The sequence below is a fragment of the Coprococcus sp. AF16-5 genome, from assembly GCF_003479365.1.
In the GTDB taxonomy this organism is placed as follows: Bacteria; Bacillota; Clostridia; order Lachnospirales; family Lachnospiraceae; genus Coprococcus; species Coprococcus aceti.
Window position 1 is genome coordinate 229,868 of record NZ_QUGZ01000001.1, and the last position, 14,944, is coordinate 244,811.

At 43.9% G+C, this 14,944-nt stretch carries 13 protein-coding genes; 11 read left to right on the forward strand and 2 right to left on the reverse strand.

Features of this window, described 5'->3' with window-relative positions:
* Nucleotides 1–18 precede the first annotated feature (18 nt).
* From DWW70_RS00995 to DWW70_RS01020, 6 genes are all read left to right on the forward strand, one after another.
* Nucleotides 19–1,710: a DAK2 domain-containing protein gene (locus DWW70_RS00995; protein ID WP_118649114.1), complete on the forward strand. Its 1,692-nt coding sequence runs from the start codon at nucleotides 19–21 to the stop codon at nucleotides 1,708–1,710.
* 42 nt (nucleotides 1,711–1,752) lie between these two features.
* A complete protein-coding gene (gene recG, locus DWW70_RS01000) occupies nucleotides 1,753–3,789 on the forward strand; it encodes an ATP-dependent DNA helicase RecG (protein WP_118649115.1) in 2,037 nt (678 codons plus the stop codon).
* A gap of 20 nt (nucleotides 3,790–3,809) precedes the next feature.
* Nucleotides 3,810–5,402, forward strand: a complete 1,593-nt coding sequence (locus DWW70_RS01005) for a cellulase family glycosylhydrolase (RefSeq protein WP_118649116.1) — start codon at nucleotides 3,810–3,812, stop codon at nucleotides 5,400–5,402.
* 104 nt (nucleotides 5,403–5,506) lie between these two features.
* Nucleotides 5,507–6,073 (forward strand): 16S rRNA (guanine(966)-N(2))-methyltransferase RsmD, encoded by a 567-nt coding sequence (gene rsmD, locus DWW70_RS01010; RefSeq protein WP_055144569.1) that lies wholly within the window; start codon nucleotides 5,507–5,509, stop codon nucleotides 6,071–6,073.
* On the forward strand, nucleotides 6,066–6,554 hold the full coding sequence (gene coaD / locus DWW70_RS01015) for a pantetheine-phosphate adenylyltransferase (RefSeq protein ID WP_022216541.1): 489 nt from the start codon (nucleotides 6,066–6,068) through the stop codon (nucleotides 6,552–6,554). Before rsmD ends, coaD begins: the two co-directional genes overlap by 8 nt.
* Nucleotides 6,555–6,600: 46 nt before the next feature.
* On the forward strand, nucleotides 6,601–7,347 hold the full coding sequence (locus DWW70_RS01020) for a hypothetical protein (RefSeq protein WP_022216540.1): 747 nt from the start codon (nucleotides 6,601–6,603) through the stop codon (nucleotides 7,345–7,347).
* Between the two features lie 25 nt (nucleotides 7,348–7,372).
* Here the strand turns inward: DWW70_RS01020 and DWW70_RS01025 are convergent, their stop codons facing one another.
* Both DWW70_RS01025 and DWW70_RS01035 read right to left on the reverse strand, forming a co-directional pair.
* A complete protein-coding gene (locus tag DWW70_RS01025) occupies nucleotides 7,373–7,915 on the reverse strand; it encodes a hypothetical protein (protein ID WP_147360128.1) in 543 nt (180 codons plus the stop codon).
* A 424-nt stretch (nucleotides 7,916–8,339) separates the two neighbouring features.
* Nucleotides 8,340–9,584 carry a tRNA(Met) cytidine acetate ligase gene (locus DWW70_RS01035; RefSeq protein WP_118649118.1) on the reverse strand — a complete coding sequence of 415 codons (1,245 nt, stop codon included), beginning with the start codon at nucleotides 9,582–9,584 and terminating at the stop codon, nucleotides 8,340–8,342.
* A 290-nt stretch (nucleotides 9,585–9,874) separates the two neighbouring features.
* On the opposite strand from DWW70_RS01035, the gene recA reads away from it, so the two are divergent.
* From recA to xerD, 5 genes are all read left to right on the forward strand, one after another.
* The gene (recA, locus tag DWW70_RS01040; RefSeq protein ID WP_118649119.1) at nucleotides 9,875–10,933 is read left to right on the forward strand and encodes a recombinase RecA; all 1,059 of its coding nucleotides are present in this window, start codon (nucleotides 9,875–9,877) and stop codon (nucleotides 10,931–10,933) included.
* On the forward strand, nucleotides 10,926–11,546 hold the full coding sequence (locus DWW70_RS01045; RefSeq protein ID WP_118649329.1) for a regulatory protein RecX: 621 nt from the start codon (nucleotides 10,926–10,928) through the stop codon (nucleotides 11,544–11,546). Before recA ends, DWW70_RS01045 begins: the two co-directional genes overlap by 8 nt.
* 74 nt (nucleotides 11,547–11,620) lie before the next feature.
* Nucleotides 11,621–13,174, forward strand: a complete 1,554-nt coding sequence (gene rny, locus DWW70_RS01050) for a ribonuclease Y (RefSeq protein ID WP_118649120.1) — start codon at nucleotides 11,621–11,623, stop codon at nucleotides 13,172–13,174.
* A gap of 107 nt (nucleotides 13,175–13,281) precedes the next feature.
* Nucleotides 13,282–13,836: an NUDIX hydrolase gene (locus DWW70_RS01055; protein ID WP_055222571.1), complete on the forward strand. Its 555-nt coding sequence runs from the start codon at nucleotides 13,282–13,284 to the stop codon at nucleotides 13,834–13,836.
* A 225-nt stretch (nucleotides 13,837–14,061) separates the two neighbouring features.
* Complete coding sequence (xerD, locus tag DWW70_RS01060) at nucleotides 14,062–14,940, forward strand: site-specific tyrosine recombinase XerD (protein WP_055144557.1); 879 nt, start codon at nucleotides 14,062–14,064, stop codon at nucleotides 14,938–14,940.
* The last annotated feature ends 4 nt before the right edge of the window (nucleotides 14,941–14,944 follow it).

Sequence of the window (14,944 nt, forward strand, 5' to 3'; positions counted from 1 at the left end):
TTTGGAGGATAGAGTAAAGTGAGTAATACGATTGATGCGCTTGCACTGAAGAAAGCATTTATTGCCGGTGCCAATAATCTTGATAAGAACAAGGAATATATCAATGAACTTAATGTGTTCCCTGTGCCTGACGGAGATACAGGAACTAATATGACGCTGACAATCCTGTCTGCAGTGAAGGAGGTTGAGGCGGCACCTGATGATATGAAGTCCATAGCAAAGGCCATGTCCACAGGTTCGCTCAGAGGCGCCAGAGGTAACTCAGGTGTAATTTTGTCACAGCTTTTGAGAGGCTTCAGCAAGAAAGTGCAGGACGCAAGGACCATAGATGTTCACGTTATAGCAGACGCTTTTCAGAAGGCTGTGGAGACTGCATATAAGGCTGTCATGAAGCCTAAGGAGGGAACGATTCTCACAGTTGCCAAGGGCGTGGCGTCCAAGGCAAGGGAGTGTGCTGATGCAGATATGTCCCTTGCACAGTTCTGCGACGAGGTTATTGAATATGGAGATGCCGTTCTTGATTCCACTCCTGAGATGCTTCCGGTTCTGAAGGAAGCCGGCGTGGTCGATTCAGGTGGACAGGGACTCATGGTGGTGCTCAAGGGTGCTGTCGACTGTCTCATGGGCAGAGTTACAGTTGAACTCAGCAAGAACACTGGAACAGTGAATGTGGCAAGAACATCCACAGGCGCAGGCAACGATTTCATATCCACAGCGGATATAAAGTTTGGATATTGTACAGAGTTTATTATCAATCTTGAGAAGCCATATGGCGAGGCTGAGGAGGATGATCTGAAGAGCTTCCTCGAGTCTATAGGTGACTCGATAGTATGTGTATCTCTTGATGATATAGTTAAGATACATGTGCATACCAACCATCCTGGTCATGCATTTGAAAAGGGTCTTACACTTGGATACCTTACTAATATGAAGATAGACAACATGAGGATAGAGCATCATGAGCGTGTTATCGGTCAGGCAGAGCGCGATGAGGCCGAGAAGCAGGAGGAAGAGAGGCAGCACAGAAAGCAGGAGCATAAGGAGCCTCGTAAGAAGTATGGATTTATTACGGTATCCATGGGTGATGGTCTCAAGACTCTTTTTGAAGAGCTTGGAGCAGACCGTGTTATAGAAGGCGGACAGACCATGAATCCAAGCACTGAGGATATGCTCAATGCGATCGATGATGTGAATGCCGAGAATATATTTATACTCCCGAACAATAAGAATGTTGTTCTTGCGGCTAATCAGGCGGCAACTCTGTGTGAAGATAAGAATATAATTGTGATTCCAACCGCGAATGCTCCTCAGGGCATAAGCGCCATGATCGCATTCGACAGTACAGTCGATGTGGACGAGAACAGATCTGCCATGAAGTCGGCTGTCAAGAATGTCAAAAGCGGACAGGTAACTTATTCCGTAAGAGATACCTCGATCGATGGAAAGGCCATCAAGGAGGGCGATATCATGGGTATCGGCGATAAGGGGCTTGTCAGTGTTGGAAATGATATAGAGAATGTAACATTTGAACTGATCGCAGATGCGGTCGATGAGGATTCAGAGGTTATAAGCATATATAATGGTGCTGATGTGTCCGAGGATGATGCGCAGAAGCTTGCTGGCAGAGTGGAGGAGGCATATCCGGATGTTGATGTGCAGTGCTACTATGGCGGACAGCCGATATACTATTATATAGTATCTGTGGAATAACTTTCTGTGTATCTGTGAGATCCGTTGTGAAGAGGTGTATGTATGGAATTGAATGACTCCATAAAGACAATAAAAGGCATAGGTGACAAGACTGCGTCGGCATTTGCCCGGCTTGGGATAGAGACGGTGAACGATCTGCTTCTCAATTACCCCAGGACATATGTCACCTATGAGGATCCGGTGGATATATCAGATCTGCAGGCGGGAAGCAGGCAGTCCGTGAGGGCTGTTGTGAACAGCCGTGCGGAGGTCAGAAAAGTACATGGACTGACCATAGTAATATTGTACGCAAAGGATTTCTCTGGGACAATTAAACTTACCTGGTTTAATTGTCCTTTTTTGCGTAATTTCTTTCATATAGGTCAGGAGTTTGTGTTTGTAGGAAATGTGGCTTATAAGGGCGGTATGATGACCATGACGCAGCCGGAATACTACACTGATGATAAATACGGCGAACTTACGCATGTTTGGCAGCCGGTGTACACGGTAACGCCCGGTATAACCTCGAAGACCATACAGAAGGCTGTGAGAGGCGCAGAGGAAGCCATAGACAGGCTTGAGGATTACCTGCATGACAATGTGCTTGATGAGTACCATATTATGGGTATACAAAAGGCTATCCACTCGATTCATTTTCCTCAGGATGAGCAGAAGCTTAAGGGGGCTGTGAAGAGGATGGCATTTGATGAATTTTACAGCTTTATATCAAACCTTCACAGGATAAAAGACGACAATGTGTATGCAGAAAATACATGTATAATAAACTGTGATGAGGAGGTCAGGACGTTTATTGAGAACTTGAGGTTCAAGCTTACCGGGGCGCAGATGAATGCGGTGCGTGATATGCTTGACGATATGCGCTCTGAACATGTCATGAACAGGCTGGTTCAGGGGGATGTCGGATCAGGAAAAACCATAGTTGCAGCAGCCGGATTATACGCAGTGGCTGCAAGTGGCTATCAGGGAGTGATCATGGCACCGACTGAGGTTCTGGCGGTTCAGCATTACAAGGAGCTCAGTTCACTGTTTGAGCCATACGGAATATCTGTGGGACTTCTGACGGGTTCCATGACAGCGAAAGAGAAAAGAGAGATGTACAGCCGCATCAAGAATATGGATGTGCAGGTTGTGGTCGGAACACATGCCCTCATACAGGACAAGGTGGAGTATGGAAGACTGGCGCTCGTTGTAACTGATGAGCAGCACAGATTCGGTGTAAAGCAGCGCGAGAGACTTGCGTCAAAGGGAGAAGCTCCGCACACGCTTGTTATGAGTGCCACACCTATTCCGAGAACCCTTGCGATCATCATGTATGGCGATCTTGACATTTCAGTTATAGATGAGCTCCCGGCGGGAAGAATCCCGATCAAGAACTGCGTTGTGGATGAGAGCTACAGGAAGACGGCTCTCGGCTTTATCATGAAGGAGGTCTCACAGGGGCATCAGATATATATAGTCTGCCCGATGGTGGAGGCCAGCGAAGTTCTGGACGATGTTGCAAATGTGACCGAGTATACGGAGGAGCTGAAGAAGTCCATCAGGGATGGATATGGCGCTGACACTTCGGTGGTATGTTTACACGGTAAGATGAAGGCGGAGGAAAAGAACAGGATACTCCAGGACTTTGCGGATGGTAAGATAAGCATTCTTGTCTCAACTACGGTCATAGAGGTTGGAATAAACAATCCAAATGCCACAGTTATGATGGTGGAGAATGCAGAGCGTTTTGGCCTTGCGCAGCTCCATCAGCTCAGGGGACGTGTAGGAAGAGGGAATCTCCAGTCGTACTGCATTTTCATGAGCGGAAAAAAGGACAAGGATACTATGGAGAGACTGAATGTTCTGGAGAAGTCAAATGACGGCTTCTATATAGCCGGTGAGGATCTCAAGATGAGGGGCCCGGGCGATTTCTTTGGAATAAGACAGAGCGGGGAGCTGATGTTCAAGGTTGGGGATATATACAATCATGCTGACATGCTTAGGGCGGCGCAGGACGTATACGACCGCTATGGACAGGAGATAGATGCGAAACTGATAAATAAAGGGGATGACAGGCTGTACACTATGCCTGTATTATAAATAAAAAAAGGGGGTATACCATGAAAAATAAGAAAACGATAGTTATGGGAATAATTATTGGCATTTTGCTGATAATTATAGCGGTTATGGGATATGTGATCGCTTCGGGAAAGAAAGGTGATTCCGTTAAGAAAGAAACGCTGCAGGAGACTTCTGCAGGCACAGAAGAAGTGAAAAGTGCTGACAATACGGGCGATACAACTGAGCCGTCAGAAAAACAGGATGACCAATCCTTGGATATTGCAGGCGATTTCTATGCTGAGATAGGACATGATACAACGTGGGAGGCAGATGGCAAAAAGTGTGCTACAGAGAGCATCAACATATATAACAACACATCTGCGTCTGCAAAGGATTGGAAGCTTGAGATTACATATAAGGGAACTCCGGCTGTAGATCAGATATGGGGCGGAGAGTACAAGATATCAGGCAAAACAGTGTCAATAAAGGCCGTGGATTACACCCAGGAGATACCGGCTAAGGGCAGTATCAACCTCGGATATAATTTCTCTTCAGATGACCTCGCCGTTGGGAAATACGTGCTGTATGTAAATGACACACAGTACAGCGGAGATGGTCTTAAGATGGCAGCTTCAGCGCCTGAGAAGACCGATAGCAATGAAACAAGCGGAGGCGGGAAAAATACAGAATCCGCTGCCACTGAGAAGAAAAACAATACAAATGTTCCGGGAGAGATCCCATTTGAAACACATGGAAAACTTTCGGTAAAAGGAACGGATATAGTGGACATGAATGGAGACAAATATCAGCTTAAGGGTGTCAGCACCCATGGAATCACATGGTTCCCTGATTATGTGAATAAGGAAGCCTTTGAGACTCTGCGGGATGACTGGGGTGCAAATCTTATAAGACTTGCGATGTATACGGATACAGGAGACAGCTACGGATACTGCAGTGGCGGAGATAAGGACGAGATACTTGCTCTTGTCGACAAAGGAGTTAGTGCAGCGACTGAGCTTGGCATGTATGTCATAGTTGACTGGCACATACTAAGCGATAGTGATCCGAATAATCATATAGATGATGCAAAAGAATTCTTTGACAAGGTATCTAAGGAATATGCGGCACAGGAGAATGTCATATATGAGATCTGCAACGAGCCGAATGGTGGAACCCAGTGGAGCAGTGTCAAGTCGTATGCCGAGACCATAATACCGGTCATCAGGGCAAACGACAAAGATGCTCTGATAATCGTGGGAACTCCAAACTGGAGCCAGGATGTCGATATTGCGTCACAGGATCCGATAACCGGTTATGACAACATCATGTACGCAGTGCATTTTTATGCGGCTACCCACAAGGATGACCTGAGAAATAAGGTTAAGACGGCTCTGGACAACGGACTTCCTGTATTTGTGAGTGAGTTCAGCCTGTGCGATGCATCGGGCAATGGAGGTATTGATTACGATTCATCTGACGAGTGGTTCAAGCTTATAAACGAGAATAATCTCAGCTATTCATCATGGAGTCTGTGTAACAAGAATGAGACATCGGCACTTATAAAGTCCGATTCAACAGCCACGGGCAGCTTATCCGATGGAGATCTGTCTGACACCGGAAAATACGTGAGAGACAGAATAATGGGAAAATAGTGTGAAGATTGGAAGCTTTTCTTGTAATTTGGCAAAAGGCATGGTATAAGAATGTCTGGCAGGAAAAGTTTATGATATACAGTACATATAGATAGGAGAAGAATATGAGGGTTATTGCCGGCAGTGCAAGAAGTCTGAAGCTGGTGACGATTGATTCGATGGACACCAGACCGACAACGGACAGGATAAAAGAAACCTTATTTAATATGCTCTCAAATGATATTCCGGGATGCCGGTTCCTTGATGTGTTCAGCGGAAGCGGAGCTATTGGAATAGAGGCGCTCAGCCGTGGGGCAGCCATGGCGGTATTTGTCGAGAACAGCAGAAAAGCAGTGGAGTGTATCAATAAAAACCTTGCGTTTACGAAGCTTGCCGACAGGGCACAGGTCTTGTCAGCGGATGCAGTTCAGGCAGTGGGGATGCTGGAGAGACAGGGACAAGCATTTGACGTAATATTTATGGATCCGCCATATGGAAAGCTTCTGGAAAAGGCTGTGCTTGAAAGACTTGCAGGTTCACCTCTGATGGATGATGACACAATGGTCATTGTGGAGTCTGATCTTGACACGAATTTTGATTATCTTGATGATCTGGGACTGGAGCTTTATAAGACGAAGAAATATAAGACCAATAAACATACATTTATATATAGGAGACTGGAAGATGAGTAGAGCTATTTATCCGGGAAGTTTTGATCCGGTGACACTTGGCCATTTGGATATAATTAAGAGATCTGCGGAAATGTTTGATGAGCTGATAGTCGGGGTGCTCAATAATACCGCAAAATCTCCATTGTTTTCTTTGGAAGAACGTGTTAATATGTTAAAGAATGTAGTCTCAGATATCCCAAACGTGAAAGTTATGGGTTTTGGAGGACTGCTGGTGGATTTTGCAAGACAGAACGACGTGAAGGTCATAGTGAGAGGTCTTCGGGCTGTGTCGGATTTTGAGTATGAATTACAGATTGCCCAGAGCAACAGGAAGGTTGCCCCGGATATTGACACGGTTTTTCTTGCGACCAGTATTGAGTATTCGTACCTGAGCTCAAGCGTAGTCAAGGAATATGCGAGCTTTGGTGTGGATGTTCATGATTTTATCCCGGAGGAGATCAGGGATACATTGAGAGATCGATATTCGATAGACAGAGATTGACAGGCGAAGGAAGAATTTTTGGATAGATTATTAGGAGGAGAAAAACATGGCAAGAAAAGGTATTGAAGAGATGATCAGTGAGATAGAGATATTTATTGACAATTGTAAGTATCAGCCATTGTCATCCAGTAAGATTATTGTGCCAAAGGAAGATCTGGAGCAGATGGTGGGCGAACTCAAGCTCAAGCTGCCTAATGAGATAGAGAGATGTAAGAAGATCATGAGAAACAAGGAGGCTATACTTGCGGATGCAAGAGCCAGAGCTGATTCTATCATCACAGAGTCTGTTGCAGAGGCAAACAGACTGGTTGATCAGAGCCAGATAGTTGAGCTTGCCAACATCAGAGCGAATGAGATAACAGACATGGCGAGAAGCCAGGCTGAGCAGATCATCGCTGAGGCGAATGCGGATGCCAAGGAAGTCAGAGCAGGTTCCATGTACTATTCAAAGGACAAGCTCACAGAGATAAGCCAGTATATAAATGCAACACTTCAGGCAGAGAGAGCGAACTATGAGAACCTCATTAAGTCTCTTGAGGACAATGCGGCAAGAGTTACAGACAATATGGCAGAGCTTGATTCAAGTATAGCTCAGATCAACGGTGTTCCTGAGCAGGTACAGCCAAGTGCTGACGATTCAGCATTTGCTGATGATGACAACACAGATTACAATGTATACGGCAAGACAGAGTATTCATCAGACGACTCTGACGATGAGGATTATGATGACGAGGATTACGATGATGAATATGACGACGAGGATGAGGATGATGAGGAGTTCCTCGACGAGTAATCACGCCAGATGATACAGGATGTATTTACAGACACATCATATAGAAAATGAAACACAGGAAGGCACATACTATTTTCCCTGTTGTGTATTTGATGAAAGACAGCCCGGATATTCTTATCATATCACGGCTTTGGAACAAGGCGGATAGCCCTCCAAAGGCAGTGAGTGAGAGAATGAGGGCTGTCTTTATTTTTGTGGAAATATCCATGCTGTATAATACTGGTACACCGCTGCCTATCTCCAGATATGTGGATATTATGGTGCATGCATCGCCTGAAAAGTAGCTGCACATAAGATTTCCTGCAATGGCAAATATGACCATGTACACACCGATCACAGTTATATTGTGTACCGAGCTGCTTATTATGTCAGAATACGTATTTTCTGGATTCCCTGAATTGAGGCTCTGGTTGTCTGATGATACCTGGACTGTTGCGGCAGTAAGCAGCTCCGTGGAAGTGCTGGAGCGGTGGGATGACATACATGACAGAGTAAGCGCTATTACAGTATAAATGATCTGTGGAAGATATACAGCCTCGATCAGCCGTGCAAACGATATATATTCCATCAAATGATCCCTATATATGTAATTGTAAAGAAACATCGGACTTATATTGTTGCACATCGGGAGAAGGCTCTGACATACGTTTTCAGAGATGACCCTCTTTCGGTAAAAGAAAGCTATGATGATTGTGCCTGTGGGAAAACCGCATAGTAGACCTATTATAAAGATGATCGCATATGCGCAGCATTTTGATACCTGTATCGATCTGAGAAAGCTGGTTATAACACCGGTCAGCAGCATAAAGGGGAGCAGGATAGGTACAATGGATGAGTACCATAGCTGTAACCCCTGGGTGCATCCGGATCTGATGATGTCTGAATTTAAACATGCAAATATTATAATTGAAGCTGTTAGAATTATATAACATACGTTCTTCATATGCTAATTGTATTCATTTTATAGAGCAAATATGATAAATAAGAATATGTTATATAACTATGACAGGTTGTTCAAAATCGGTCTTTATACTGATTTTGTATTTGTTGTATACCATGTTTCTGTATATGTCTGCGGCTTTTATGTCGTATGAGAACATGGACAGACCTGTGGAATCTGTACTTTTGTATATCTCGGCTGAACGGGTTATGATCGGTACCTGCGAAGCCTTTTTCATGCTTTTTATCACGGCACCTGCATCTTTTTTTAGTCCAAGAAGCTTGATGTAGGCTATCCAGCCGTTTTCTTTAAAATGGGAATAGTCATCACACCTCAGGTCTGTGATGGTGTGCAGCAGACCTCTCTGAATGTGCGAGAGAGTATAATTCCTACATTTAAGTGCTGTTGCGGTCTCAGTAAAGGATAGATTTGTGTCAAGCCTGGAGAGACGGTTGCAGAGATCTCTATCCATGTCAACGATGTCATCCGTGCACGGAGCAAGTATCCTTCGTGCTGACAGGAGATGAGACAGGTCGTCGTCGAACATCGGAAATGACTTTCTGTACGCGTTTTGCAGGATGTTGTAGCAACTGTCAGGAATGTGGCGCCTTAAGCTTTCAACATCACCTGACCGGAGCAGCTCACGTATGGCTGAGGCCGAACAGATGTCGTTGTCGGTGGCAGTGCTGTTGTATTCTGATAAGATCCTTCTGATCGGGACAGGTTTGATCCTGGAGTCTGTCTGTATAAGAGTAGCAATATACTCTATGGCCAGAATGTTGTTCGGGCTTGCCAGGATACGGTCAAGATCAGCGCTGGTATAACCGGTAAGGTTCTGGTTCTGCAGATACTCGGAGATGGCGGCTGCTCTGGCTGATCCATATGAGATGCCCGAAGATACGGATTTTTTTATGAATTCCGATACCTGTGGCGGTTCATTGACGGTGAGTTCGGCAATTTTTTGCAGAAGATCCATGTCATCACATTCTGCGCCGAATGAGATATAGTCTATGCCATCAAGAGCGTTCATCATGCAGACTGCGGCATGTGCATAGTCTCTGGCACTTGATGATGCGTATACAAATGGAATCTCGAACACAGCGTCTACACCGCATCTCAAAGCAATCTCGGTTCTTGTGTGCTTATCTGCTATGGCAGGAACGCCTCTCTGAAGAAAATTGCCGCTCATAAAGCATATGACATGTTCGGCACCAGTTAGAAGCTTCGCCTGCTGTATCTGATATTCGTGTCCCTTGTGAAATGGATTGTATTCGCAAACTATGCCTACTGTGCTCATGGCTCCTCCTTGAAATGCGTGTTTTATAACCTGTCACGATTTATAATGCCTTTGTCGGTAAAGTTTATTCTATCTTAATAATTAATGGCTGTAAAGTGTGTTATAATGACGGACATAAAGATGTTAAGTGAAAAATTCAAGATGCGGCATTGTTCTGATGCCGATGATCCCCACATACCAGACAGATATTGATTAATTAAGTGAAGGCAGCCAATTTATGGTTGACAAAGTGGCAATAATCTAATAGTATATTAAAAGATAATCGAACATATGTTTAGGAGGAAAATATAATGGCGAATAATTCCGGTAATGTAAATATTGATGATAAGAGAAAGGCATTGGATGCCGCTATAGCACAGATAGAGAAGCAGTATGGTAAGGGTTCGGTGATGAAGCTTGGCGATTCCAATGCGAATATGAATATAGATGTGATCCCTACAGGATCCCTCAGCCTTGATATAGCACTTGGACTTGGCGGTGTGCCTAGAGGAAGAATCATAGAGGTGTTCGGACCTGAGTCGAGTGGTAAGACGACGGTAGCACTTCACATTGTTGCTGAGATACAGAAGAGAGGCGGAATCGCAGGCTTTATAGATGCCGAGCATGCGCTTGATCCGACATACGCCAAGAACATAGGTGTAGATATAGACAATCTTTACATATCACAGCCTGACTGCGGAGAGCAGGCTCTTGAGATCACAGAGACCATGGTCAGATCGGGAGCGATTGATGTCGTTATCGTGGACTCTGTTGCTGCACTTGTACCAAAGGCAGAGATAGACGGAGAGATGGGCGATTCGCATATGGGACTTCATGCCAGACTTATGTCACAGGCGCTCAGAAAGCTCACTGCTGTTGTCAGCAAGACCAACTGTGTTGTCATATTTATCAATCAGCTCAGAGAGAAGGTTGGAGTTGTGTTCGGTAACCCTGAGGTTACAACAGGTGGTCGTGCACTTAAGTTCTATGCTTCCGTAAGACTTGACGTAAGAAGAATTGATACGCTCAGACAGGGCGGTGAGATCGTAGGTAACAGAACAAGAGTTAAGATAGTTAAGAACAAGGTGGCTCCTCCATTCAAGGAGGCTGAGTTCGATATCGTGTTCGGCAAGGGTATATCTAAGGTCGGAGATATTCTTGATCTTGCTGTTGCGAACGACATAGTGGATAAGTCCGGTGCATGGTACGCATACAACGGCAATAAGATAGGTCAGGGAAGAGAGAATGCGAAGGCATATCTTGAGAACAATACAGCTATCTGTGATGAGATAGAGCAGAAGGTAAGAGAGGCGGTTGGTGTTGCCGGAGAGTCTGCCGAGAACACTGTAGATGATGGAGCAGATGAGTAGGATCGCAACTGTCACTGATATCAGGAAGATCGATGATAAAAGGTTTTGTCTGTTTGTGGACTATGAGCCTTTTTCATCGGTCTATGCATCGGATATACGAAGATTACATCTTGCCTGTGACGGTGAGATAGAATGGAGTAAACTTGAGGAATTCAGACGGGACTATCTGTTCAAACGTGCCATGAACAAGGTTGTGAACTCCATAAAGTTTTCGGACAAGTGTGAATACGATATCAGGCAGAAGCTTAAGGATCTGTATTACGACGAAGAGATCGTGGATCAGACCATCGACAAACTGAAGTCGTATGGATATATAGATGATTACAGGTATGCATGTGGATATGTACGCAGAAACTCCGCTAAAAAAGGCATTCGTGTCATACGATTTGAATTGCAGGCAAAGCATATAGGCCAGGATATTATCGATCTGGCTGTGGAAGACTCAGACATATCAGATGAAAGCGACAGGATAACATATATTTTACAAAAAAAATACACTGTGGAAGAACTGACTGAAAAGCGTGATAAAGTCTATGCATACATGTACAGCAAGGGTTTTGACAGGCGTAAGGTTTCTGAGTGTATACGAAATATTGTCTCTGATATTACTTGACATAACATCTTAAAAATATTAAACTTAAATAGTTGTATTCTTGTACAATGAAAACTTAATAAGGAGGTGCTCCTGTGAATTCACCAATAGTATGGGGAATAATCGCTGTTGTTGTAGTTGCACTGCTTGTTGCTACATGGTTTATCGCTATTGCATATCGCAAGAACATAGTAGAGACCAAGATAGGAAGAGCAGAGTCACAGGCAAGAGAGATTATTGACGAAGCTCAGAAGACCGCCGAGGCTAAGAAGCGCGAGATACTGCTTGAGGCAAAGGAAGATTCCCTTAAGACACGTAATGACCTTGAAAAGGAAGTAAAGGACAGACGTGGAGAACTTTCACGTATGGAGAAGAGAATTCTTGCACGTGAAGAGAATCTTGATAAGAAGACTGAGGCAGTTGAGAAGAAGGAAGCTAGTTTAGCTAACAAGGAAAGCGTGCTGGACAAGCAGAAGGCTAAGGTTGAAGAGTTACAGGCGAAACGTTTACAGGAACTTGAAAGAATTTCAGGTTTGACCTCTGAACAAGCAAAAGAATACTTATTAAAGACTGTTGAAGATGAAGTAAAGCATGAAACAGCAGTTATGGTCAAGGAATTAGAAACCAGAGCTAAAGAAGAAGCGAACAAGAAGGCGAAGGAGTATGTTGTCAATGCAATACAGAGATGTGCGGTTGATCATATCTCAGAGACAACGATCTCATTAGTTCAGTTACCTAACGACGAGATGAAGGGTAGGATAATTGGTAGAGAGGGTAGAAATATTCGTACCCTTGAAACTCTCACAGGCGTAGATCTTATCATAGACGATACTCCTGAGGCAGTTATCTTATCAAGCTTTGATCCGGTAAGACGTGAGGTAGCAAGAATTGCACTTGAGAAACTCATCGTGGATGGTAGAATTCATCCAGCCAGAATCGAAGAGATGGTTGAGAAAGCGCAGAAGGAAGTTGAAAACATGATGCGCGAGGAAGGTGAAGCTGCTACTCTTGAGGTAGGAATTCACGGAATCCATCCAGAGCTGGTAAGACTTCTTGGAAAGTTGAAATTTAGAACAAGCTACGGACAGAACGCATTGAAGCACTCTGTTGAGGTAGCTCAGTTGTGTGGTTTGTTGGCCGGAGAGATAGGTGTCGATATCAAGGTTGCAAAGCGTGCTGGATTACTCCATGATATAGGTAAATCACTTGATCATGAGATGGAGGGTTCACATGTTCAGATCGGTGCAGATCTTTGTAGAAAGTACAAAGAGTCAGCGCTTGTTGTCAATGCGGTAGAGTCACATCACGGTGATGTTGAGCCTGAGTCATTGATAGCACTTCTGGTACAGGCTGCAGATACAATTTCTGCTGCAAGACCGGGAGCAAGAAGAGAGACCTTGGAGACTTATACTACAAGACTTAAGAAGTTAGAGGATATTGCTAATTCTCATAAGGGTGTAGATAAGACATTTGCTATTCAGGCAGGTAGAGAAATTCGTGTAATGGTAGTTCCTGAGCATGTAAGCGATTCTGATATGGTATTGCTGGCTAGAGATATTGCAAAGCAGATCGAAGACGAGCTTGAGTATCCTGGACAGATTAAGGTAAATATTATAAGAGAGTCACGCGTGACAGATTACGCAAAATAAAAATTAGGGTTTGTAGAGATGATCTACAAACCCTTTTTATGATTTGTCATATACAGTTTACAATTCTTATGCATGATAAACTATAAAACGGGAGGTGAGATTAAAAGATGGAAAAATTCAAGAGGATAAAGACGGAAGTGGCATACAGAGCGCATGTGTTTGATGTATATAACGACTATCTTGAACTGCCTGACGGCAGAGATGTTGTATATGATCTGATAAAGCATCACCCGGGAGCGTGCATTCTTCCGGTGAAAGACGATGGATCGCTCATACTGATAAAGCAATACAGGAATTCTATTGATGATATAACCTACGAGGTTCCGGCTGGTTTTATCGATGAGGGAGAGTCTCCTGAAGATGCAGCCAGAAGAGAACTCAGGGAAGAGACAGGGTTTACCGCGAAGGTTGTGGAGTATGTGACTAGAGCAGTTCTGGCTATCGGTACAAGTGATGAACAGACTTACGTGTATATAGGCAGGGAACTTACCAGAGGAATATGTGCATTGGACGAGAATGAATTTATAGAGACCGAGGAGATAGGTCTTGATGATGCACTCAATATGATAAGAGATGGCAGGATAGTGGATTCCAAAACAATAATTGCAATCTACGCATATTGGGGTAAGAAATGCTCCCAAACAAGCAATCACATAATTTGAAACATAGAAAATTCAACTGAAACATTGTCGGAATTAAAAAATGTGAAATATTTTTGAAAAGAATTATGTCAATATCTAGTATACATAATTTGATCGCGCACCGCATTTTGTACTTTTATTAAAAATGCCGTGAAGCCTTGATTTTACTTGTTAAAATAGTGTTTGATTTTATTTACATTTGTATTTATAATATAATTCAGTCTACATAACTAAGGGGATAAATTAGTGGAACAATACATAGACAGATATGTTGATTATTTAAGAAATGTAAAAAAATCCAGTGAGAATACTGTTGCATCATATCGGAGAGATCTGATAAAATTCTACAGGTATTTTGACGAGAAGGGTATAACGAGGATTGATGATATTAATGAAACTTATATCACTTCGTATGTGTTGGAAATGGAGAAACAGGGGATGTCCATGGCTACGGTGTCACGTAACATTGCATCCATAAAGTCATTCTATGCCTATCTCATGAGGGAGAGGATAGTGAATGATGATCCAACGGAGAATATCAAGCCTCCGAAGATCGTGAAGAAGGTTCCTGAGACGCTTACCATAAGTGAGGTGAACAAGCTTCTCGACCAGCCTACCAACAAGACTCCAAAGGAGATCAGGGATAAGGCGATGCTGGAGCTGTTGTATGCTACAGGAATACGTGTTACAGAGCTTGTGACATTGAAACTCACGGATGTCAACATAAAGCTTGGGTTCATTGAGTGCCACGACGGCGACAGGGTGAGGACTGTTCCGGTTGCGGAGGTTGCTCAGAGAGCCCTCAGCAGATATATTACTGAGGTGCGCGATGATATGAGTGGAGGCAGTGATTATCTGTTCTTCAACTGCAAGGGTGCACCTATGACGAGACAGGGATTCTGGAAGATAATAAAGTATTATGCGGCTAAGGCCGGCATAGATAAGGATATAACACCTCATATGATAAGGCATTCATTTGCCTCACATATGTTGGGGAATGGAGCGGATATAAAGTCTGTTCAAGAGATGCTTGGACATGTGGATATTGCGACAACCCAGATATATCTTACAAATAAGCAGAGTAAGCTCAAGGAAGAATATGCAAAGGCATATCCGAGGGCCTAACAAA